The organism is Curtanaerobium respiraculi, assembly GCF_024609215.1.
Lineage (GTDB): Bacteria > Actinomycetota > Coriobacteriia > Coriobacteriales > Eggerthellaceae > Curtanaerobium > Curtanaerobium respiraculi.
In genome coordinates this window covers 17,550-40,385 of the sequence record NZ_JANIPD030000003.1, presented here as the reverse complement: position 1 = coordinate 40,385, position 22,836 = coordinate 17,550, and the positions used below count along the sequence as shown (strand labels likewise).

Genomic DNA, 22,836 nt, shown 5'->3' with positions numbered 1-22,836 from the left:
AATATCACCATCCGCTCTCGGGAAAGGACCGCCATGAGATCTCGTCTGATCCGCACGCTCGCCCTCTTCGCCATACTGCTTGCCATCGGCATGGCAACCAGGTTCCCTGCGCTGCAGTTCCCGCAGCTCTACGCGTTGCACGGGGTGCTCGCCGCGCCGTTCTGCGCCGCTGCGGCATATTGGAGCCTCAGACGCGAAGACAGCGCCTTGCCGTTGTTTCTCGCGACGGCGTTGCTCGCGCTCGTTTTGGGAATGATGAGCCCCGTGATGGGCATGAGCTTCGGGACGCTTGCCGCACTGACGGTTATCGTGTGGTTCGCATTCTCGAAGGCGAGGGCAAGCACCCGGGTATTCGCGACCGCCTTCCTGTTCGGCGCGCTCGATTACCCTTGCGCGCTCTTCGCGGGAATCGCATTCGGATCATATGCCTGCGGCCCAAACGCCCTCTCCTCGATCATACCCATGGCGCTTATCGGATGCGGGCTTGCCCTCCTTGGCGCCCTCATCGCCTCGCGGATCTTCTCAAAGCGACCCGTGCTGCACGGATGGACGTGAGTAGGCAAGAGTTTTTGCGGGCCGAGGATCGTCCTCCCTGTCTTGCCGGAAACCAAGGCGAAAAGGAAACCAGTGCCATGGACGGCACTTCCCGCTGTGCAGAAGCGCAAGCTGAATCTCTGTACCAGTGCCCTATTCGATCCGGCATGAGTTGATATACTGTGCGAAACGGAAAAGGAGACGCCGTGGTTGAAAAAGAAGCCATAGGAAAAGCCGTGAACGAAGTTGTGCCCGGTCACGACATTCGCGAGGTATGGCTTTACGGCTCCTACGCACGAGGGGATCAGGCGGACGGAAGCGACGTGGATCTGCGCTTCCTCTGCGGCGACCACATCGGATTCGCTGAACTTTACGACATCCAACAACAGCTCGAGAAGCGCATCGGGCAACCTCTCGACATAGTCACCGCCCCACCCGAGCAGATGAGGCAGTCATTCTGGAATCATATAAAAAAAGACCAGGTGCTACTCTATGGAGCGTAGTGCTCGCGACCGATCGCTTATCGAAAGAATCATCGAAGACTGTGAAACCGTCGAGAAGAGAATCGGGCATTTCAGCCTCACGAAGGATTCATTCTGCAATGATCATACTTTCGAAGGCGAAATCGCATACGATGCCATAATGAATCCCGTCTACCGCATCGTTGAAGATGCTGCACATCTCTCGGAAGAGGTTATCTCCGCTTGTCCGGAACTCGCATGGCACGAGATGAGGGGGTTCCGTAATTTTATCGCACATGGTTATGGTGAAATCGACCGACGCATAGCCTGGAACGTCATCGTCGGCGACCTTCCCAAACTAGCGCGGAGCCTCGAAAAGCACGCGTCGACGCTTTAACGCGCCAATTTCCCCTCCGAACTGCACGTGAACCCCGCCATCAACTTTGCTAGCTTCACCCCTGCCGTCGGCAACACGTTTCTGATCACGCAGATGGCGCTATAGCTCGACCAAGGTGTACGTATCGACATCCCGACGTTGGTGAAGAATGCGGTACACGGTGAGCGTCGCTTCATCGTACCGGTAGAACACCGTGTAGGAACCGGCGGAAACCGTTCGGAATTCCCCGTCCAGTCCCTTTTGGCTCCAGTGCCCGCCCGAGTCGGGCAACATCTGCGTGCGAGCAATCGCCCTGTCGATTGCCTTGATGGTTTTGAGGGCCGCCTGAGGAGCAGCGCATTCAATGCCGAGGTACATAGCGATCGATTCCCGATCGAGATGAGCCCGCGGACGCCAGTTAATCGCGAGCATACTCGAGTCCCCACGTGGCAAAGATCTCGCGCATGCGATCATCCGATTCCTTTGCGCTTACCGGATCAGGGCGGTATTTTTCCTCGATTTCCGCTTCTCGCAAGGCAAGGAACATCCTGCTGCTGCGAACCTGGGACTCATACGTCGGACTGTCCATGAGCACATACGACGCCACTCCGTTTTTAGTCAGAACGATGGGCTCATGCGCCTCCGACGCTTGTGCGCATACGTCATTCAGATGCGTCCGTAAGTCGGTGATGGGACGAATAAGGGGAAGAGGGGCGGAAGGAACCGGCATGGCAATCCTCCTATACCGAATTCAGTATATGATTATGTGTTGAATGATATACGATTCGATGCGGGGTGGATCAAATTGCCCAGCCAACGGTGCGGAAGCGGCCGGTAACCGTTCGGAACAGGGCTATAGTGAGGAAACGTCGCCGAACCATGCGCAGGCGTCCATGTCGACGCGTCCGTCCGACAGGAACGCGACGCCTTCCGCCTCCAGCAGCGCGCGCTGCACCCCTGGTCCGCCGAACGCGAAGGCGCCGGCAAGCTCGCCGTCCTTATGCACGACGCGATGGCAGGGGTAGGCGCCTTCCGCACCGGGCGACGGGTTGCCGCGCAGCGCATATCCCACGTAGCGCCCTGATCGCGGCCGGCCCATCAGACGGGCGACCTGCCCGTAACTGCACACGCGGCCGCGCGGGATGTGCGCCACGATGGCGAACACCTGGTCGGAAAACTCGCCCATGGAAGCTAGCGGGCAAGGTTCAGCAGCGCTTCGGCGAGCGCCACGATGTGGGAGTAATACCCTCCGGGGGCAGCCGCATCCACAGCCGCGCGGAACGCGCCGATCCACTTCAGCGGATGCGCGGCAACGAACGATTTCAGCGATTCGGCGGATGCCTCGTCGCCCTTCGAAGCACGGTCGGCGTAGATGCTCGCGAGGAGGAGCTCGATGCCCATGTGGTCGGCGTACTGGTTGTTCTCGTTGCTCAGCTCCAGGCCGGCATCGCGCAGCTGCTGCCGCATCTCGAAGGTCGCCTCACCGAACCCGACTTTTGGTCCGTCCTGCCGGTCGCCCCCACCGCGGTAGAATGTCTCCCACGGCGCGGCGGCGGGACGGGGCGGCCCGACGAACAGCTTGGTGAATTCCACGGACACCTCGGTCGCGGGGTCCTCCCCCGCCTCCTCGCGCCTCTCGGCATCATCCGCAAACGCTTTGCAGGCGGCGGCCGCTTCGGCGAGGGGCTCATCCCCGAACGTGGGGAACACGTCCCAAAACTCATGCAGCAGGCCGGTGTCGCCGGTGTGGTGCACGGTGTCGAGCAGGCTGTTACCGCAGAAGGCAAGCTCCTGCGAATATGCGTTCAGGGTTTCGGAATCAAATTCGATCATGGGACCACCTTAAAAAGTCAACGGAGGAAAGCATACCATCTTTTATTTGCCGTCTTGCCGCGGCAACGTCGGCGGGGGAAAGAAAACCCCGCACAGCACCGCACGAACTGCGCAGAAGCATCGCTCATAGGCACATCGCCATGTAGACGGGCAAATATAGAATCTCACCGTCCCGCGCCACGTCTTTGCCGTACAAAACGTAGCGTTCGGGTGCTTTTACGTCGTACTTCTCGTAGAACTTGTCAATTGACTTATGCGTCTTGTATCCAGAAGACTTTACCTCAACGGGGCATATTCGCCTCCCCCGCACGATAAGAAAGTCTATCTCATAGGGTCGGACCCTTCCCGTTGCGGGGTCTTCGAGTTCGAACTCGTGAAAATGAGCTGCATGCCCCGAAGTAACCAGCATCTGCGCCACTGCATTTTCGAAGATCATGCCCATATTCGCACCGGACGTGCCGACCACCAGGCTCTTGTAAAGGGAATCGTTTGCCCTGCCCGAAGCCTGTGTCACCAGAAGACCGGTATCGCCCATGAACAGCTTGAAGTTGCCACGATCTTCATACATCTCCATCAGCACGTCGGGATCGGTCACGTTGGTGCAGAAGTTGACCATCATCGACTCGTCGAGGAATCCAAGCGATTTTTTCAACCGGTTGTAGCGCTGCCCTTTACCTATAACGGAATATTTGAATCTACCTCCGCGATTGCCGAGTTGTGCGGACAGCGACTTAAAGATCGCACTCACGTGCCCGTTTTCATCGCTATCGTATTTATGCAGGTCATCTCCATAAAGATCAAGGATGCTCCGCTTCGCGTAGTCGATTTCCGCATACGTTCCGCCCTTAACGAAGACCTCTACGGCCTGCGGCATGCCGCCGACAGCCATGTATTCGCGAAACATGCGCATGATCTTGCGATGCACCGCGTTGCCGAGCGGCTTTCTCGCATCGAACGCGTCGCGTATGGCATCCGCTGTCACCATATCGCCCCTGGCCCAGCAGAACTCCTCGAAATCCATGGGGAACATGAGCATCTTGCGCTCTTCGGAGGGGATGAGGATATCGCGCGTGTTCTGCTTGATGGAAATGAGCGAGCCTGTTTCGATGTAGTGGTACCTGCCGTCGGCGACGAGCGCTTTCACAGCTTGCCGGGCAGGTGGGCACAACTGGACCTCGTCGAGGATGATGACAGCGTCGCCTGCGGGGAGACCCTTGCCCTTGAGCAGGAAAAGGTTGCGAAACAGCGTGTCGAGGTCGCCGATAGCATCTGAGAAGAGCTGCTTGACGTCGTTGCTCTCCTTGGAAAAATCGATTAGGAGATAGTCTGCATAGGAATCTTTCGCGAACTGTTCCGCCACCGTGCTCTTCCCCACACGACGTGTCCCCTCGATGAGCGCGGCAGTCCTACCATTCGAAATTCGCTTCCATTCGACAAGGCGATCATATATCTTGCGTCTGAATATGCCACCCATATCCCCACCTCGCTTCTATCGCAAAATGAGTATTTCATATAAAAGATTTTGACGCAATTTAAATATTTTAAAAAGCTGACTAGGACCCGAAATACGGAATGTGCATTTTGAAGGTTGTATATTTATTTCTTACTATCCGAAAACCGCGCGGCAGGCTTCTGAAACGAGGGCCTCGGCAAGACCGCAGTAAAATCGCGCCCCGTATGTACCTGCGGGGCGCGTTTGGGAAGAGAGGGAGAACGAAGGCTAGGCTTCCCGCGCCGGCTCCCAGGCGGGCAGGAACCTCTTGGACAGCAGCAGCCAGATCGCGAAGCCGCCGGCCAGGGCGCCGACGATGATGGCGACCTCCACGGGGGTGGGCGCGTAGACTCCCATGGCGGACCACACGGCGGCGGGATCCGCCTGCGCGGACTTCGTGCCCAGCGTGATGCCGGGGCCGCCGTAGACGTTGGGCATCAGGAAACTGGTGAACAGGAGCCACGCGCGCTTGCAGAGCACGCCGAGCACGACGAGGATGCTCGCCGCGAGCACCATGCCCTTGCGGGAACGGTTCTTCGCGAACACCAGGATCAGGAACGGGATCAGCAGGCCGCACACCATCTCGAACCAGAAGAACGGGGCGGTGGCGCCGGAGAACATCTGCCCCAGCACGAAATTGCCCGCGTCGGTGCCGGAGTACGCGGTCGTCAGCAGCTCGCATCCGATGAAGAACGCGTCGACCGACACGAACACGGCGAGCAGGCCGGCAAGGTTGGCGATCAGCTTGTCCCCCGCGTCGAAGAGCTTGGCCTTCTGCAGGCCGATCAGGCTAACGAGCAGCAGGGCGAGGCCGGAGTCGCAGGCGCTCGCCACGAAGATGGGGGCCATGATGGCGGAGTGCCACCCCTCGCGGGCGATCTGCAGGCCGAAGATCCAGGCGGTCACGGAATGGACCAGGATGGCGCAGGGCAGGGCGAAGCGGGACAGGATCTCGACCGCCCTGTGGTCGCCGCGTACCAGGAAACGGAGATCCAGGATGTTGATCACCAAGTACAGGGTGATCACGCACATGTCCCACACGAGCGGGCTCGCGAAGTTCGGGCCGGTGAGCATGCGCCAGATGCGCTGGATTCCGCCGAGATCGATGAGGATAAAGGCGCCCGCCAGGCAGATGCACACGAGCGAGCAGATGATGGCGGGTATCGCCACGCGCTCGTACCTCTCGATGTGGAAGACGGAGGCGGAGCTGGCCACGATCAGGCCGCCGGCGGACAGGCCCACCATGAACATGAACATCATGATGTAGGCGCCCCAGCTGGTGGAGTTGTTCATGCCCGTGACGCCCAAGCCGCCAGCCAGCTGGTAGATCCAGCATCCCAGCGCGACGGCGGCCAGGACGGCGCAGACGCCCAACGCGGTCTTTCCGCGAGTAGAAAAAGTCATTTCAATCACTTCCTATTGCAGGTAGAAGACCTGGGGCTTGGTGCCCATATCTTCGAGGAGGATGCGGACGTTCTGCTTGCTGCGCAGCTTCGAGATCTCGGAGTCCGGGTCGTCCAGGTCGCCGTACACGCGGGCGTCAAAGGGGCAGCACACCACGCACATGGGCTCCTCGCCGCGATCGGTGCGCTCCTTGCACAGCGTGCACTTCTCCATCACGCCCTTGGGGCGAACGGGAACATCCTTGTCCCCGTAATTGAAATCAGGATCCCGCACCGGCTCGTTCCAGTTGAACACGCGAACGTTGTACGGGCAGGCGGCCATGCACATGCGGCAGCCGATGCACTTGTCGTAGTCGATCTCCACGCGTCCCTTGTCGTCCTTGAAGGTTGCTCCGGTCGGGCACACCTTCATGCAAGCGGGGTTTTCGCAATGCTGGCAGGCGATGGGTATATTCGTCAGAGACAGGTTTGGATAGGATCCAACAGATTGATCGGGAATATCTGATCCTTCAGTTATAACTCTGTTCCAAAGCATCCCCATCGGGACGTTATTTTCCATTTTGCATGCATTAGCACATGTATTGCACCCTACGCATCGATGCAAGTTGATAGCAATTGCGAGTTTAGTCATCAAAATCACCTACACTCTCTCAACTTCAACAAGGGTGTCGTTAAATGGAATGTTAGGCCCCATCTTCAAAACAGCCGCGCGGTCTTCTTCATGGTCGTTAGATAAGCTCTGAAATCCTCCGGATTTGAAACACCTATTCCATACCCCTGAAAACATGCGAATGCTTCCTGTCCTTACTCCATCATTGGGAAACACTCGCGTGACACAATCTCCTCGATCGTTAAAGATTCGGACTTCGTCACCTGCACTCATGTTTCTGGACTTCATCTCAAATGGATTCATCTCGCAGTGTGCTTCTTCGTACTGGTTCAACCATGTTGCATCCCAAAATTGATTGTGAACTCGAAGTTTTGATTTGTAATAGCACATCTTGAGGGGATACCGCTTCTTCAGCTCTTCGTTTTCTATTTCATTGGGCGCAACCCAAACAGGAAGAGCCAATTTATAGGGAAGCAGTTTCTGATAATAGACCTCGAGCTTTTCGCTCGGTGTTCCAAATCGGTTGACAAATGACCTGCGGAATGTTTCTTGGCAAGATTGAGGCTGCACGCCTTGGTGCTGCACGAGGGTATCGAGCGAAATTCCTTTTATCGTTTCGTCGGTCGAAGTGTCAAGGCAATACCTGATGTATTCTTCTTGCGTTCTCGGAAGAGCTTCTCGTTTCCCAAATAGCTCAGATATCTCGATTTGAATACGATAATCGGATTTGCTCTCAAACATAGGATCCAGCGCCTTCTCGCGCAGAAGGACATGTCCTCCATAGGCCTCAAGACCCGCATAAGGCTCTTCGTTTTCGAAAGGAGTACATGCGGGCAAAACCAAATCTGCATAGTCAACGTATGTTGTGTGGTACATATCAATTGCACAGAAGAAATCGAGACCCTGTATCCATTCCACCGAACTGTTGAAGTTTGGCATCCTATTCAAAACGAAATCGCCTACACCGATTACTGTATGAATACCGCTTTCCTTACGCGGCATTTCAAAAACCTTGACTTTCGGCGTTGCGGCTTTCATTCCGTCGGGGAACTTCCAAGACCCGAGAGATGCGGCATAGCCATGGAACCCATCAGCGAAACTCCCGATAAGAGCACCTGGCTTCCCGATATTACCCGTAAGGGCGGGAAGCATAACGAGAGCATGACCGACCACGTCAGCATTCGACATTTTATCGTTGCCACCGTAACCGGTAACGATCGCCGATGCCCCACTCTTCGCATATTCCTCGGCTATGCTAGTGATTTTCTCAGCAGGGATAGCTGTTTTCTTTGCAGCCCACTCGACGTTGTAAGTTTTTTCGCTTTCAACGAAAAGATCGAAAACCGTTTGATAGCTAACCCCATCAATTATAAATGTTCCAGACAGCGCAGGATCGACCGCAAGGTTATGCCTAACCGCAGATTGGATCGAATTATCCCAAACCACATAATCGCCTGCGTGATTTTTCCCTTCCGGAACCGACTCACCCAAGGTGAGTTGCTCTCCCGTTTCCCGGTTCACCAAAAACGGAAATGCCGTTCGGGCTTTCATAAAGGCTTCGTCATACAGTTTCTTGTCAATAATTACTGAAGCCATTCCCAGGTAGAGAGCAGCATCCGTACCTGGTTCAATAGGAACCCATTCGTCGCATTTAGAGGCAACTAAAGAGTACTGGGGGTCGACAGCAACTGTATGAGCTCCAGCGTCTTGAGCATCGAAAAACTTGTATCCGTGGCAGAGAACACTCGTTAATACATTATTCCCCACCATTAGGATAAATTTTGAGTTAATCAAATCTCTTGGCTCATTAGTGGGCCTGTTCCATCCAGCCCCACACTGCAGATACTCACCAGGCGAATCCGTCGTTCCCTTGCTTGAGCCATAGGCATCATCCACACCATTTCCCAAGCCCATATCAATTCCAACAGCCCCTTGTGTAGCTGCACCCAACACTGCAGGTAGAAATGGGTACATTGGCCTTGGCTCGGATGCGCAATTTACGAATACTGCCTCGTGACCGTAGGCATTCCACGTATCTTCGATTTTCGTTTTTAGGATATCGTAGGCTTCATCCCAACTAATAGATTCAAATTTTCCCTCTCCGCGATCACCAATGCGTTTAAGGGGGGTCTGAATCCTGTCTGCGCTATAGATATGCTGAATCTCTGCGATTCCTTTAGCGCAAATCCTACGATATTTTGGATCAGGATAGGCATCATTTGGCTCCATAAAGCAAACTCTGCCGTCGCGCACTGTGCATTTGAGCGAGCAGTGGCAACCGCAGTGGTCCCTGTGATAAAGATATGATACTTTTTCCTCCGGCTCTGCCGCGGCACTCGCAGGTGCCAGCCATCCGTCGGCGGTGGTCATCGCACCTGCCCCGGCCAAGCCCAATGCCCCGGCTACACCTGCCGCTTTTAGAAAGCCACGGCGCGAAATCGAGGCGTCCAAGCTTTTCTTCGACATCTTTCCTCCCGATGTTCGAATCGCCGCTCGCGAAGGTTTGCGCATGCCCCGGCGCGGCATTCTCTCGTCTGTAAGATCCGGCCAAAATCTTGTTAGGGCGATGATACCAATTTGTCCTATGACAAACAAGAGTTGTCATAGGACATTTTTCGTAATTATTACTCTATTTTAAGGATAATTCCGAAACGCTATCTTTCGATGATCTTCGCATAGTCCTGAAGCATGTGAAAGATGCGATGCACAGTCACCTGGTCGCCGTCGAAGGAATAGAGCACCACATATCGCTTGACGAAGCAGGGACGCAAAGCACGCAACTCTAATGAAGGCAAGGCCGAAACAGCATGCAGCAGCGGATTCTCACCCATCTCCCGTGCAGCATCCTCGAATGCATCAAGATGCTCTACCGCGGCACTCGGGCTGTCTAAATCCACCGCTATATAGCGGATGATCGACTCGGCATCCGCACGTGCGCTGTTCGTCCAAATAACCTTATAGGCCATACTGCGCCCTGAGCTCAGAGAGTCCCACGTTCATATCGGAAACACGCCTCGCGCGAATGTCACGATCGGGTTCCTGCAGGAGACGTTCCAGATGTTCTTCAGGCGTCTCCTTGCGATAGGATCGGAAGAGCTCCGCATCGATGGCGACAAACCGCTCGTACCCGTTTTTCGTTACAATCACCGGTTCTCCAGCGGTTTCAACCTTTTCGCAAAATGAAACGGTGTCCTTTAAATCGCTCACTGGTACGCATTTTGGCATTTTTACCCCCTTAATTCCAGGAGTATTTTACCATTATTTCGCTATCTTACCCAAAGCATCGGCAGCATCCTTCGGAAGAACATCGCCGAAACCCTCGCTGAAGCTGCTGGGCACCACCACGGTCCCGCCGGTTTCTCGGATGCTCTCGTACAGAAGGTGCATGGCGCGTAGGCGTAAAGCCTCCTCGTTCTCCGCATAGCCCCGGCCTGTCTCGGAAAGCATCTCCTCGATGTCCTGCTCGGCTTCCATCAGAATGATGCGCGCCTTCTTGCGCTGCTCGGCCTGAGCCTCCAACGACATCGCATCCTGCAGTTTCTCGGGCAGCACGATGTCGCGAACCTCCACGGAAAGGATGGTCACGCCCCACTCCGACGCCTTGTCCTCGAGCGCCTGCTTCAGTTCGCGATCGAGCTGGTCGCGCCTGATGGCAACCTGCGCCACCTCGCCGCGGCCGATGGCATCGCGCAGGGCGGTCTGCGCCGCCATCTCCACCGCCCGAGTGAAATCGCCCACCTCGGTGCAGGCGGCTTTCGCGTCGTACACCATCCAGAACAGCACGGCGTCAACATAGAGTGGCACCAAATCGCTTGTCAGCGTCTCCTCCGCCCCGAACGTGGTCACGCGCACGCGGCTGTCGATGCGGATCGTGGGGCTTTCGATCACGGGGATGGTGAAGAACAATCCGGGACCCGCCACCCGGTCGAACTTCCCCAGCCGCAGAACGACGACCTTCTCCCACTGCTCCGCGATATGCACGGACAGGGTTGCGAGCGACGCGATGACAACGGCGATGATGATCGCCGTCAGATTAATTCCCGCAGGCGATGCGAACTTGAACGCGAGCATGACCAGCCCCGCCACCACCGCGAACACGACGGTGGAGAACAGCACGACCCCGGTATTCGACGCCCGCTCCCCCACGATCTCCGTCGCGATGTCGGGCTTCACCTGCAAGCGCCTCGGATGCGCACGTCGCCCGCCCTCATCCGGCCTCAAGTCATTCCTCCGATGCAACCCCATGGCTACGCTCCCGCTTCCGATGCATGCTCGCTTCCTCCGATTTCGATGGTGATGATGCGACCGCCGGATCCGTCTTCGGGGTTCGCAAGCCCTTCGCCGCGCTTGATCTGCAATATCTTCGCATCCATGCATTTGGCGATGTCGTCGAGCGACATTCCCAATTCGCGGCACGATGCCACGCACTCATCCATGATCATGCCGACCTGCTGCGAGTACTCCTTGTCGACCTCGACGTCCACCTCGCGCACGAAGGCGCCCCGTCCTCGACTCGATTCGATATACCCCTGCGATTTCAGATCCAAATAGGCTTTGTTCACCGTGTTGTAGTTGATGGATATGTCCGCCGCCAAAGCCCGCACCGTCGGAAGCTGGTCGCCCGGCTTGTAGAACCCGTTGGTTATCAGATGGGCAAGGCGGTTGCGCAGCTGAACCCACAGGGGCAGGTCGCTCTTTGGATCGACTTCGAACTTGAACGTCTTTGCATCATCGCGCGCCATGCGCATCTCTCCTTATATCCAAACTTCCGGGCGTATGCCCGCCATCACGATCGAATACCGCAACGCGATCCCACCCACGAAAACAGCCGTGGAGGCGATGAGGGAGGCAACCTGGTAGTGGCCTCTGGCCGCAAGCTCGTACCCTTCCGCAAGCACGGGTATGCCGATTCCGCATCCGACGAAACCGGCCAGGAACACCGGGGCGAGTTCCCCGTGGAGCAGGCTTGCTGAGCCAACCGCCGCCACCGCAAAAGGGGCTTTCCACGACGCAGCAATGAAGCAGGCGGCGAGAACCGCCTCGACCACCAGCAAAACGATGTCGAGCTTCATGAGCCTGCGGATCGACGACTCGAAAAGGCCTATGGCCCCTGTGAAAACGGACGTCCCCAGCATAAGCGCGCTGCCGCACGAAAGCGCGCTCGCAACGAACAGCGGGGGCAGCCAAGGCGTGTTCCACAAGGGAATAGCCTGCATGTCGGATAGGAGAAGGCCCGTATACAGCATCACGACAACACCGTCGGCGACGGCGAGTACTGCGAGCGTGCGGACGACCCAATAGCGCAGATGCAAGTGGGGCAAAGCCCAAGCGGCAGCGAGCGGCGCGCACAGCGCGAGGGCGAGTGCGAGGGAATACGCCCCCAATGTCATGAATGTCGGTTGCGGCAACAGGAACAGAAGCTCCGCGCGATTCGTCTGGCCCAAATCGACGGAGAGGGCGATCGATCCGATGGCAAGGGCTATAAACGAGGCGGCGAGCGTCGGGCCGAACAGCTTCTGGTAGGGCGCAGGAACGTAAAGCACCGTTCGGGTTGCCCGCCCGTTGATGGTCGAGCGCCGCACCGCCACTTCGTCGCGGGGAACAAGCAGGGTTCCCAACGAGCCGATGGCAAGGGCGCCCGCCCCCATGCCGCCAAGGAACAAATACGCTATGACCAGCTCGCCGAACACACCCCGCCTTCCCTATGCTGTCATACGACAAAATATCATATGACACGCCGCAAGTACTAGAGGCTTCTGGAGGCTGCTCGCCACGGAGTCGGCCGCCGGCAACATCTACGAAGGTACGGCGTCCGCCCGCGACGAGGTTGAACGGCGCATCCACCATGCCTAAGCTCATTTACACCGAGCAATTCATCGAAGATATGACCGGCATTCGACCTGAAAGCAAGAGGGATGAGATCTTCTTCGCCATCGATCTGCTATCAGGCCCCCCGAACTTGGCTCGCGGAACCTGCCGAATCCAATTCAGTTGACGTATGGGAAGAACGTACGGAAATTCGTCATCGACCCATTCGATATCATCTGCGAATATCTTCCCGAGGCCGACAAGGTCCACGTTCTCGCACTTGTCCCGCAGCGGGCCCCCTGCTAAGCATCGGCTGCATTGGTCTCCTTAAAGCGGAAACCCCCCTGCAGAATTTCAGATTCCTTGCGTTTGAAACGGGGGCGCTGCGCCAACTTTGAGGGTTTCTAGCCTTTCCGGAAGCTGAACGGAGAAAAACAGGCCCTTCGGAGCCAACTTCGAGGGTTTCCAACTTTTTGGAGAGCTGACTCTCGCGTTCGAATCCACATAACCCCAGCTCAAATTTGCGTGGGGAATTTCACAACCAGAGTGCAAGCTGCAAAAAAGATTAGAAACCCGCGAAGTTGGCGCGCCAACCGCGATATTCGGGCGTCCAGCTTCCACAAATGCTAGAAACCCTCGAAGTTGGCTCATTAGTCAACATTGAGAAAATCACAATGAATAGGCAATGAACGAAACTTACAGGGTCTTCTCTACGACTTCGCCGCGATTCACATCTGGGGACGGGTTCACGAGCAGCGAAGGGCTCGTGATTTCCGGATCGGGCAAAAACGGTAGTTCCGCAACGGGATTTTCGTTCGCATGCCGCCGCCGCAGTTCTTCGATATCGCCGAATTCCAGGCAACGCATGACACACGCATCCACGCAAGCGGGATTTTCTCCCACCTCGCGTAAATCTATGCAGGCATTGCACTTCCCCACGATGCCCGCCCTTTCGAAGAACTGTGGCACGTCATAAGGGCACATGCTCACGCAAGATCGACATCCTATGCAAAGTTCATCGTCATGCTGGATGGTGCCGTCGACGGCAATGGACATCGCACCTGTCGGACACGCGCGGACGCACCCTGGACTCTTACAATGATTGCATGCGGCTGAAAAATTGAAAACACTGGGTTCAGGAAAGCAGCCCGCTTCGAAAGAGCGAACGCGGCAATAGAAAATTCCAAGGGGCAGATCGTTTTTGTCCTTGCACGCTATTTGGCATGTGCGACATCCGATGCATGCTTGCATATTGAAATAAAACCCCAGGCATCCCATATCCAGCACCTCCCCGGTACGGGAGTATAGCGGAACAGCCGCAAGCTATGCAGTCATACGGGGCAGACGCTCGAGAAGCACGCTGTCCGCTGCAGCAAACTGCGCCAATGCAGTAGCGGCTCTCACGTAGAATGTTCCTGCCGGATTCCGGGAAGGAACATCACACGCACAAAGGCCGTTTCTAAATCGCCCGACCCAGGTGAGCAGATGTTTGTCGAGAAAAATCTTCGACGTCTTCGCATGCTCTGCTAATTTCAAGCCATCCTTCATTCCGTACGCTTCGGATATCCGGTCTCCCATTTTTGCAAGGAAGTCGCATTCGATCGAAATATGATCATCCGCCACGTGCGGGTAGCCTGCGGGAATGAGTCCCTGGGAAACATATGCCTTGCGCACATCGAGGGTGCTTTCCTGAAAAAGTACTCGCTCGTTGGACCGATACGTAGATTCCCAGGGTGAGGCAGGCAGCTCGCCCGGTCCGATAAGCATCAGCGTATAGGCTGAAACGAGCATGTCGACATCTGCAGCAAACCGAGCGGCTTGCTCCAGATCGATCATCGCGCTTGAAGCATCCTCGAAGCCTTCATCGTCGAGAATCGCCCCCAAATCGGAAAAAACTCCCTCTTGATATACCTTCAATGAATCTTCAGAGGGTTCCATGCCGAAAATAGCATGCATTGCATGGTAGGCAAACGCCCTTGCCTCCAACAACATTCCCATATCGTCGTAATTCATCGGAGCCCTCCTGAAATGCACAGCGACAACAGATGCGGGGCGTTTTGGCAAATTGTCCGAAAAAAACGCCCCGCACATGCAATTTAGAGCAACCCGACAGCAGTGGTGACCATTGCTGCGTAGAAGAAGAATCGGACGATGATCTGTCCGATGGTGAGAGCGCCCGCAGCCCCCCATGCCATACCGACGCCCCCGACATTGTCGCCGTGCGCAACTTGCCACGCCGACAATGACACTCCGGCGCCCACAAGAACCCAGCCAGCGGCGAGCGCGGAGCTCGAAGAGGCAATGACCTGTGCGGACGAGGCGGCCGCTCCTGCGCCTAAAGCCAATCCCGCATAATCAGGCACGGCGTAAGCAACCTGCAGCACAACCGCGGCTATCGCTATCGTGCCCGCGATGCGCATCATGGTGCTGTTTATCTTTTTGAAATAGAGTGCGAGGAAAATAACAGCGCCGCAAGACAGCGCTGCGGTAATGGGCTCGATATACGTGCTCATGCTATCCCAAAGAGGAACCTCGGCATTCGCATATGCGATGCCAACGGCGATCAAAGAGGCGAAACCGACGCACGAACCGAGCACCGCGACAACCTTCTTGATGCGCGTATCAACCTTGGGCAGGAACCCAAGAACCGCATAGAGCACCGCAAGCGCGGCGAAGGCGCCCACGAGAACGATTTCATTGCTGAGAGGAGATGATCCGAACCCGGTGATGGCAAGAATGGCGCGAGTGGGAACGCCCAGATGGAAGAGGGAAGCAAGCATAGCCGCAAGAGCGCATGCCGCGGAAACGCAAGCAGCGGTCTTGTAGCCTTCCCGATCATCGACGAATGACGCGATGGTAACGATGGCAAGCACGCCGACGGCGACTTCAAGACCGCAGGTGAATGCAAGCAGGGGAATATCGTGCATGGCTACATCTCCTTTTCCGCAAAATCACCCGCAAGGGCTGCGGGACGCGGATCGATAAGTATGGAAGGATTGGTTTTCGTTGGATCAGGCAAGATAACAAGCTTGTCGGTCAAATCCTCACCTGCATGCTCGGCAAGGAGCGTATCGAGAGGTCCGAACTCCAAGCACCGCATCACACACGCGTCGACGCAGGCGGGGTCCCCTCCGGCGGCCCTCAGATCCGCACACGCATCGCACTTGCCCACGATGCCTGATTCCGGATGGTACTGCGGCACGTCGTAAGGGCAATTCCAAACGCAATATCTGCATCCGATGCACCGCTCGTCGTCGTGCTGCACCGTACCGTCCTCGGAGACGTGCATAGCACCGGTCGGGCAACCGGCAACACAGGCAGGATGCTCACAGTGGTTGCAAGTCGCCGAGTAATGGTAGACGGCCGGAACGGGGAACGACCCCGCCTCGAAGCTGTGAACGCGGCGATAAACGGTACCTACGGGCAGGTCGTTTTTATCCTTGCACGCTATTTGGCAGGTCCGGCATCCGATGCACGCATTCTGATTGAAGTAAAAGCCCAACCGGCTGAAATTCGAGACGCTCGGCATGATTACTCACCGTCCTTCAGGGGGATGCGGGCCGGCATATCCGCGTCGGCCTTAAGCTGCTCTCCCGTATATTTCTCGATTTTGCATATATTGGAGTTGAACCCGGAAACTCCTTGACCGTTCGGCACGAGGCCGGTGAGGAAATTATCGGCTCCTGCCTGGTCGATGCCGGATTTTTCATCCACGTCGACCCATGCCCCATGGGGCAGACCGACTACGCCGGGCCTCATTCGCTGCGTTACGCAGGCATTCCGGATGGTTTTCCCATACGGGCTGGACACTAAGACGGTATCTCCGTCTTTCACGTTAATGGCCTGAGCGTCTTTCGCGCTTACGAACACCGGATTGGTCCAAGCCTCGCGCAACCAGCCTACGTTGTCGAACACAGTGTGCGCGCGGCGCAGATAATGCTGGTTGATGAGCTGAAGGGGATATTCGCCCTTGTCCTGCGAGTCCCAATTGCTGAACGTATCTTCATAGCCGTTCGTCACGGTGATGTACGTGGGAATGGGCTTGATGCGGCTGTATCCCATTTGATTGATCATGTCCGCCAAGGTCTGGCTATAGATCTCCAACTTACCCGATGGAGTCTTCAGGGGGTTGCCAAAGGGGTTTTCGCGGAAATCCTTGAATGCGATGTATCCGTAATTATCGCCTTGATGGCGCATCACCTGGTACACCCCTCGCTTCTTCAGCTCCTCATAAGCCAGCTTGCCCTCCTGGGGATCCCCCTTCACGCCCATCTCTTCGATATCGTCCGCCGTTATGGCGACGGCATTCACCTTGGTTTTCCCATCTTCATCGATGGTCGTCATCGAGGAAAGGGCGTTGAAGTACTGCTGCTTCGCATCGAAGGGGTAGATCTTCGATCCATCGATACCCAGGCGCTCGCCGATGAGCATTGCGATCTCTTGATCCGACTTGCATTCGAAAAGAGGCTCGACCACCTGTTCGTACGCAATCATCATCTCGCGGTTAGAGGAATGCACGAGCGAGCCGCCGGAGAAGCCGCCGAACTTTTCCCATTCGGTGGTCACAGGCAGGACAATATCGGAATACCGTGCATTCGTCGTGTAGAACTGGGCATGCGTGACAACCATATCGACTTTACGATGCGCCTCTATACCGCGCGCCATGCCGTTGGTGGTCTGCAGGCCGGCACCGCCGCAATGGTAGAGGACATGGATGTCGATGTCGCGCTTTTCCCCAGGGCCGAACTGGTTCTTCCCCACCATCGAGCCAGGACCGGTCCATGTGTAAGACCCTTCGAGTACGGCATCCCACGCTTCGTTCGCATTGATGGAATCATCCACCGGATTGGCGATGGCGGGAAGCCCGTCCGAGCCGGCCATAATAAGGGCAGGCCCTCCATTCCCCGAAGTTGCATGCATGGTCGATCCCGTCATATGGCCTGACTTACCCATATGACCTCCCATGGCCCCTATCGTCATCACGAGCTGGGGAAGGTTGTCAACGTTGTTCGCGCGAGCAGACGCCATCCCGCACAAGAATGCGACTTTGTTGTGCTTGCCCATCTTCAAAGCGAGCTGGCGTATCCTCGTCGCTTCAACGCCGCAGATCTCACTCGCCCATTCGGGGGTTTTCGGCTCGTTGTCGTAAGCACCCAGCACATAATCTTTAAAGTTGATGTTCTCACGCGCGTCTACAGGCATATGATCGGCATCGAATCCCACAGTGCACCGATCGAGAAAATCCCAGTCGATGAGATCGTATTCTCCATCGAGCTCGAGCATCGCGTGCGCAACGCCCAGCAGCAAGGCGGTATCGGTCGCCGGGCGCACGGGCAGCCATTCCGCACCAAGCGCAGAACAGGTGTCCGTATAGGCGGGATCGATGCAAATGAACTCTGCTCCGGCGAGTTTCGCCTGCCAATAGCCCCACATCTGGCTGCCGGTCGCGCTCCATGCGGGGTTCATCGACATCATGATGATCGTCTCGCATTCGCGAAGATCGTACCGATCGTTCACGGTCTGATCCCATACCCCATCATGGTCGAATCCCACGACAAAGGGGGTCTTGCACCAGCTGCCGAATGAATTGGTGTCCCAATATTCGCAATAGCCGCCATACAACCCCAATGTACGGGACATCTCGTGGATTTCGCTGCTCCACCCGTCCATAAGCATGATAGAGCGATTTCCATACTGCTCTTTCGCCCTCTTCAAGCCAGCAGCAACGTAATCGAGCGCCTCATCCCAACTGATTCGCTCCCATTCATCGATTCCCCGGAGGTCCCCATGGGGATCATCAGGGCTCCAGTTCTTGCGTTTCATCGGATAGCGGAGCCGATCCTCGGAAAACACCTGCTTGCGTTGCGCTCGCCCACGCAAGCAGCCGCGCTGCTGGGGGCAATCGGCGCTGTCTTCGTGCGTATCGTCGGTTTTTTGACGAATGACCACGCCATCTTGCACGAACACCTTGTTCAAGCAGCGTCCGCCGCAATTATGCCAGCATGCCGCGGTGCGCCACTCCCCTTTTTCGGTGTCGATTGCCCTGCCGTTTGTGTCCACCAATGATGTTTCGCCGCATCCGACAAGCGACCCTCCGCTCACGCCCGCCGCAGCCAAAACTGCGGAGGCTTTTAGGAAGTTGCGCCGCGTAACGCCGTGCGGTTCACACCTGACGGTTCTCTTCCCCATGTCGTTCTCTCCTCGTCTCTTCACGACCAATCCGATATGGTGATATGATAAATCGATTCACCGGTTCATGCAAGTACCATTGCACTATTTCCTCCCCTCGGATAAAATCGCATGCGGAATCGAAGAGGAACAAGCGGATTTGTTCGGAATACTGATCATCACATACCTGTTTTTGGGCGGCGCTGCTGCTGGCGCGCTTTTGGTTACGTGCACTTGGAGCATATTGTTCCATGCGCATCGCATCCGACGCCCCTCCCGCGAAATTGCAGGATTCAACACCCTGCGCAGCAATTGCTATGCGACGGCATTCGTCCTCTTGATTTTCTCCATCGCCTGCTTGCTCTGGGATTTGGGATCGCCCGAGCGCGCCCTCAATCTATTTCTCCATCCCCATCTCTCGATTTTGTCCATCGGCTCCTTCATTTTGTCGCTCGAAGCAATCCTTGCTGGTGCGCTGGCCCTTGCGACCTTCTTCGACTTTCACGCAATAGGCGGCAATGCGCGCCGCGTGCTGGAATATTGCTGCGCAGTTTTTTCTTGCGGAGTGATCATCTACACGGGTGTCTTCCTTGCTGCAAACAAATCGGTTCCGCTCTGGTCAACATGGACGCTTGTCGCGCTGTTCTTCTTCTCATCATTCTCATCGGGAAGCGCTGTCGTCATGTTGCTTGATTATTTCAACCCAGATGATGCGCGGCATGCCAATGTCATCCGGCCCATGAGCGCCATACACTGCGCAGGCCTTGCCTTTGAAACCGTCTTTCTCGCAGCATTCCTCAACCATGCTTTCACCACAGCGGCAGCAAGCGAATCTCTTGCCCTTCTCCTCAGCCCATCGATACTTCAGACGGGCATCATAGGAGCCCTAGGTATGGGAATCCTCATCCCCTTCGGCAGCGAGATTCGGACGCTTGCTTTCGCAGAAGAGGGGCGGGCAGTCCCCTTTTCCGATTTCGCCTGCTTGGTAGGAGGATTTCTGCTTCGTTACTGCGTCATAGTCTGCGGGGTGCATTGAATTGCCGACGAAATACAGTCCAGGAAACAACGACCAGGTGAAGGCCAGCGCAGCCGGCTTACGGGAAATTTTCACGGTCGACGAGAGCTCGGACCTTCCCATCTGGGTGCAATTGCGCAACCGTATCTCCTATCTGATTCGTACGGGCTATTTCGAGCCGGGGGAGCAGGTGCCAAGCGTGCGGAGCCTATCTGCCGCCGCCGGCATCAACTACAGCACAGTCACCCGCGCGTATAAGGACCTGGAAAGAAGCGGACTCATCGTCTCAGTGCGGGGACGCGGTATGTACGTTCAAAACATCATTATCAACCGCGAAGATCCTGCAACGTCCATCGATGCATTGCAGGAAACATGCATCAAACGCTATCGATCGCAAGGAATGTCCTTTAACGACATTCGCAATCGTATCGAAGGCATTATCGGCAAGATGGATACCGCACCCGAAAGTCCAGCCCAGGAGAACGTGATCTACTATGAAGAATCGAGATAGGAAACCCTCGGGTTCGCGCCGAAGCGAACGGCGAGAAGCCACGGCGATCGAGGCGTACAACACCCCCCATATTCGCCGCGCCAGCCGCAATACCCGCCCGATCTTCTCTTCGTTTCTATTCGTGGTGGTCTTGATTGCGGTCTGCGGGGCAGCGTATTTGTCCACGGGAACGGTGGACATTTTTGCATTGTCCGCCGGAATGCTGCTTGGCATGCTTGCATCCTCCACCATCCGTATAGCGGCCGAGTGGGAGAAAGCTGTGGTGCTAAGGCTCGGCGGCTACTCCCGCACTGCCGGTCCGGGGGTGTTCTTCACTATTCCCTTCATCGACCACGTAGCGCTCTGGGCAGATCAACGAGTCATGCTCACCGGATTCAACGCGGAGGAAACGCTCACCGCCGACCTCGTTCCCGTGAACGTCGACGCGGTTCTTTTTTGGACGGTATTCGACCCGCAACGGGCCTGCATCGAAGTAGAAGACTATTATGATTCGGTAGCTTTAGCGGCCCAGACCGCGCTTCGCGACGCGATCGGCCGACGCGAGCTCTCCGAAGTAGCCACGAGCCGTGTGCAACTTGACGAGGAGTTGCAGGATGCAATCGACGAGAAAGCGGCCGCCTGGGGAATCTCGGTCATCTCCGTGGAAATCCGTGATGTGGTCATTCCCAAAGACCTGCAATCCGCTATGGCGGCAGAAGCAACCGCCGCGCGCGAAAAAGAAGCGCGAATCGTGCTCGCAGATGTCGAAAGGGACATCGCGTCGATGCTGCATCAAGCAAGCAGCATTTATTCGAAAGATGCAACGGCATTCGAACTCCGCAAACTTCATCTTCTCAACGAGGGAGTAAAAGACTCGAATGGAACCATCGTCGTTCCCAGCCCCTACGCCGAAGGCTTCAACCAAGGGAAAAGCGATCAAATATCCTAGATCCCATCAGCGTATCTCGACGGTGCCGCTATAACTCGGGTGAGCAAACCGCTTCGAGTGACCTCGTGGTGCAGGCTGGAAGAACATGAGGACCAGCCATGCAAGAGGCGAAAAACCACCGCGTTCCCATTTCGCGGTGCACTGCACATTGAGCGCCGACGAGATCGGAGGGGGATCTGCCACAGCTATTTTCGAAGCACTCAATTCATTGCATCCGACAGGGATCCGTCGCGCGGGTGACGCGAAACGGGAACCAATGCAGCAGCCTTAACCTTCTGCATTCGAAATGAAGGAGGTTGCGCCAACTTTGAGGGTTTCTAGCCTTTTGGAAAGCTGAACGGAGAAAAACAGGCCTTTCGGGGCCAACTTTGAGGGTTTCCAACTTTTTTGAGAGTTGACTCTTGCATTTGAATTCACATAATCCCAGCTCAAATTGGCGTGGGGAATTTCACAACCAGAGCGCAAGCTGCGAAAAAGATTAGAAACCCCCTAAGTTGGCGCGCCGACCGCGATATTCGGGCGTCCAGCTTCCGGAAAAGCTAGAACCCGCAATTTTTGGCGCATCGGAATGGCGCGCATGGCTCGATGTAGGCTTGGCGTGTCGGAATGGCGCGCATGGTTCAGCGTAAGCTTGGCGCGTCGGGATGCTTCACTCCAACGCTCAGCGAGCATACCGATGTGACGAAGCGCATGCGGCCAATGCTCGACACATTTTGCACGGCAAGGCGAGGCGCGAACCTATCCACGCCCTATGAAAGCTCCGATGAAACGGAGCGTGAACGGTCCGTAATGTCGGCCACGCGTGAATGGCAGGGTGGATCCCTCGTTGTCGGGCTTCCCCCTGGCCTCCCCTGGCCTCCCCTGATCTCCTCTGGCTTCCCCCTGGCTTCCCCTGGCCTCCCCTGGCCTCCCCTTGCTTCCCCTGGATTCCCCTAGCTCCAGCGTGCTCTTCGGAGGGAAACGAAACGGTAAACGCTCGGGACTTCCCGCGCAGGGACGCTATACTCCCAGCCATGGATTACTTGATCACATTCCTCGAGGGCATCATCACCTTCATCAGCCCGTGCCTGCTGCCCATGCTGCCGGCCTATCTGGCATACTTCGCCGGGACGGCCGAAGAGCACGGCGGCTCCGGCAAGCGAACCCTCATCTGCGCGCTCGGCTTCGTGCTCGGATTCACCATCGTGTTTGAAATTCTTGGCATCTCCGCGGGGCTGCTCGGCGGGCTCGTGGCACGCCACGCCCTTGTCGTGAACATCGTCTGCGGGGCAATCGTCATCCTATTCGGACTCTCGTTCATGGGCGTGTTGAAGATCGACCTGCTGAACCGCACGCTGAAACCTCGCAGCCGCATCGCGCCGACGGGGTTCTTCCCCGCCGTGCTGTTCGGCATCGTCTTCGCCATCGGCTGGACCCCCTGCGTGGGCGTGTACCTAGGCTCGGCATTGCTTTTGGCCGGCACGTCGGGCGAAGCGCTCCATGGCGCCGCCCTGCTGCTGGCCTACTCCGCCGGTCTGGGAATCCCCTTCGTCATCTGCGCGCTGGCAATCGATGCGCTGTCCGGCGCCTTCGATTTCATCAAACGGCATTACACCGCCATCAACCGCATTTGCGGCGGCCTGCTCGTCATCGTCGGTATCATGATGATGACCGGCCAGATGACGATGCTGGCAACGATCATCCCCGTGTAACCACCC

At 56.5% G+C, this 22,836-nt stretch carries 25 protein-coding genes; 7 read left to right on the top strand and 18 right to left on the bottom strand.

Features of this window, described 5'->3' with window-relative positions:
• The first annotated feature begins 33 nt into the window (after positions 1-33).
• The 3 genes from NOV21_RS02820 to NOV21_RS02810 all read left to right on the top strand — a co-directional run bounded on the left by NOV21_RS02820 (position 34) and on the right by NOV21_RS02810 (position 1,392).
• Complete coding sequence (locus NOV21_RS02820; protein ID WP_283171285.1) at positions 34-555, top strand: hypothetical protein; 522 nt, start codon at positions 34-36, stop codon at positions 553-555.
• Positions 556-740: 185 nt separating this feature from the next.
• Positions 741-1,037, top strand: coding sequence for a nucleotidyltransferase family protein (locus NOV21_RS02815; RefSeq protein WP_283171284.1), 297 nt, complete (start codon positions 741-743; stop codon positions 1,035-1,037).
• A complete protein-coding gene (locus NOV21_RS02810; RefSeq protein WP_283171283.1) occupies positions 1,027-1,392 on the top strand; it encodes a HepT-like ribonuclease domain-containing protein in 366 nt (121 codons plus the stop codon). Before NOV21_RS02815 ends, NOV21_RS02810 begins: the two co-directional genes overlap by 11 nt.
• A gap of 99 nt (positions 1,393-1,491) precedes the next feature.
• On the opposite strand, the gene NOV21_RS02805 is transcribed toward NOV21_RS02810, so the two are convergent.
• From NOV21_RS02805 to NOV21_RS02720, 18 genes are all read right to left on the bottom strand, one after another.
• Positions 1,492-1,803 carry a type II toxin-antitoxin system RelE/ParE family toxin gene (locus tag NOV21_RS02805; protein WP_283171282.1) on the bottom strand — a complete coding sequence of 104 codons (312 nt, stop codon included), beginning with the start codon at positions 1,801-1,803 and terminating at the stop codon, positions 1,492-1,494.
• Entirely contained in the window at positions 1,790-2,101 is a 312-nt protein-coding gene (locus NOV21_RS02800) for a type II toxin-antitoxin system Phd/YefM family antitoxin (RefSeq protein ID WP_283171281.1), read from the bottom strand. Before NOV21_RS02800 ends, NOV21_RS02805 begins: the two co-directional genes overlap by 14 nt.
• Before the next feature lie 123 nt (positions 2,102-2,224).
• On the bottom strand, positions 2,225-2,557 hold the full coding sequence (locus NOV21_RS02795; protein WP_283171280.1) for an MGMT family protein: 333 nt from the start codon (positions 2,555-2,557) through the stop codon (positions 2,225-2,227).
• 5 nt (positions 2,558-2,562) lie between these two features.
• Positions 2,563-3,204 carry a TorD/DmsD family molecular chaperone gene (locus NOV21_RS02790; protein ID WP_283171279.1) on the bottom strand — a complete coding sequence of 214 codons (642 nt, stop codon included), beginning with the start codon at positions 3,202-3,204 and terminating at the stop codon, positions 2,563-2,565.
• A gap of 124 nt (positions 3,205-3,328) precedes the next feature.
• Positions 3,329-4,678, bottom strand: coding sequence for an ATP-binding protein (locus tag NOV21_RS02785; protein ID WP_283171278.1), 1,350 nt, complete (start codon positions 4,676-4,678; stop codon positions 3,329-3,331).
• 246 nt (positions 4,679-4,924) lie between these two features.
• Positions 4,925-6,100, bottom strand: coding sequence for an NrfD/PsrC family molybdoenzyme membrane anchor subunit (gene nrfD / locus NOV21_RS02780; protein WP_283171277.1), 1,176 nt, complete (start codon positions 6,098-6,100; stop codon positions 4,925-4,927).
• A gap of 12 nt (positions 6,101-6,112) precedes the next feature.
• Complete coding sequence (locus NOV21_RS02775; protein ID WP_283171276.1) at positions 6,113-6,730, bottom strand: 4Fe-4S dicluster domain-containing protein; 618 nt, start codon at positions 6,728-6,730, stop codon at positions 6,113-6,115.
• A gap of 9 nt (positions 6,731-6,739) precedes the next feature.
• The gene (locus tag NOV21_RS02770; protein WP_283171275.1) at positions 6,740-9,175 is read right to left on the bottom strand and encodes a molybdopterin-dependent oxidoreductase; all 2,436 of its coding nucleotides are present in this window, start codon (positions 9,173-9,175) and stop codon (positions 6,740-6,742) included.
• A 188-nt stretch (positions 9,176-9,363) separates the two neighbouring features.
• On the bottom strand, positions 9,364-9,675 hold the full coding sequence (locus NOV21_RS02765) for a type II toxin-antitoxin system RelE/ParE family toxin (RefSeq protein ID WP_283171274.1): 312 nt from the start codon (positions 9,673-9,675) through the stop codon (positions 9,364-9,366).
• Entirely contained in the window at positions 9,665-9,934 is a 270-nt protein-coding gene (locus tag NOV21_RS02760; protein WP_283171273.1) for a type II toxin-antitoxin system Phd/YefM family antitoxin, read from the bottom strand. Before NOV21_RS02760 ends, NOV21_RS02765 begins: the two co-directional genes overlap by 11 nt.
• 33 nt (positions 9,935-9,967) lie before the next feature.
• Positions 9,968-10,954, bottom strand: a complete 987-nt coding sequence (locus tag NOV21_RS02755; RefSeq protein ID WP_428978401.1) for a slipin family protein — start codon at positions 10,952-10,954, stop codon at positions 9,968-9,970.
• 2 nt (positions 10,955-10,956) lie between these two features.
• Positions 10,957-11,451 (bottom strand): GntR family transcriptional regulator, encoded by a 495-nt coding sequence (locus NOV21_RS02750; protein ID WP_283171271.1) that lies wholly within the window; start codon positions 11,449-11,451, stop codon positions 10,957-10,959.
• Between the two features lie 12 nt (positions 11,452-11,463).
• Positions 11,464-12,399 (bottom strand): NrfD/PsrC family molybdoenzyme membrane anchor subunit, encoded by a 936-nt coding sequence (gene nrfD / locus NOV21_RS02745; protein ID WP_283171270.1) that lies wholly within the window; start codon positions 12,397-12,399, stop codon positions 11,464-11,466.
• A gap of 814 nt (positions 12,400-13,213) precedes the next feature.
• Positions 13,214-13,768 carry a 4Fe-4S dicluster domain-containing protein gene (locus tag NOV21_RS02740; RefSeq protein WP_283171317.1) on the bottom strand — a complete coding sequence of 185 codons (555 nt, stop codon included), beginning with the start codon at positions 13,766-13,768 and terminating at the stop codon, positions 13,214-13,216.
• Between the two features lie 72 nt (positions 13,769-13,840).
• Positions 13,841-14,530, bottom strand: coding sequence for a TorD/DmsD family molecular chaperone (locus NOV21_RS02735; RefSeq protein ID WP_283171269.1), 690 nt, complete (start codon positions 14,528-14,530; stop codon positions 13,841-13,843).
• Between the two features lie 83 nt (positions 14,531-14,613).
• Positions 14,614-15,444: a dimethyl sulfoxide reductase anchor subunit family protein gene (locus NOV21_RS02730; RefSeq protein ID WP_283171268.1), complete on the bottom strand. Its 831-nt coding sequence runs from the start codon at positions 15,442-15,444 to the stop codon at positions 14,614-14,616.
• A 2-nt stretch (positions 15,445-15,446) separates the two neighbouring features.
• On the bottom strand, positions 15,447-16,046 hold the full coding sequence (locus NOV21_RS02725; protein WP_283171267.1) for a 4Fe-4S dicluster domain-containing protein: 600 nt from the start codon (positions 16,044-16,046) through the stop codon (positions 15,447-15,449).
• 2 nt (positions 16,047-16,048) lie between these two features.
• Positions 16,049-18,706: a molybdopterin-dependent oxidoreductase gene (locus NOV21_RS02720; RefSeq protein ID WP_283171266.1), complete on the bottom strand. Its 2,658-nt coding sequence runs from the start codon at positions 18,704-18,706 to the stop codon at positions 16,049-16,051.
• A gap of 139 nt (positions 18,707-18,845) precedes the next feature.
• Here NOV21_RS02720 and nrfD (NOV21_RS02715) point away from each other — a divergent pair, with 139 nt between their 5' ends.
• The 4 genes from nrfD (NOV21_RS02715) (at position 18,846) to NOV21_RS02700 (ending at position 22,830) form a co-directional block, all read left to right on the top strand.
• Positions 18,846-19,721, top strand: coding sequence for an NrfD/PsrC family molybdoenzyme membrane anchor subunit (gene nrfD, locus NOV21_RS02715; protein WP_283171265.1), 876 nt, complete (start codon positions 18,846-18,848; stop codon positions 19,719-19,721).
• A 1-nt stretch (position 19,722) separates the two neighbouring features.
• Positions 19,723-20,211 carry a GntR family transcriptional regulator gene (locus NOV21_RS02710; RefSeq protein ID WP_283171264.1) on the top strand — a complete coding sequence of 163 codons (489 nt, stop codon included), beginning with the start codon at positions 19,723-19,725 and terminating at the stop codon, positions 20,209-20,211.
• A complete protein-coding gene (locus NOV21_RS02705; RefSeq protein ID WP_283171263.1) occupies positions 20,195-21,139 on the top strand; it encodes a slipin family protein in 945 nt (314 codons plus the stop codon). The genes NOV21_RS02710 and NOV21_RS02705 overlap by 17 nt, the downstream gene beginning before the upstream one ends.
• A 1,013-nt stretch (positions 21,140-22,152) precedes the next feature.
• Positions 22,153-22,830 (top strand): cytochrome c biogenesis CcdA family protein, encoded by a 678-nt coding sequence (locus NOV21_RS02700; protein ID WP_283171262.1) that lies wholly within the window; start codon positions 22,153-22,155, stop codon positions 22,828-22,830.
• The last annotated feature ends 6 nt before the right edge of the window (positions 22,831-22,836 follow it).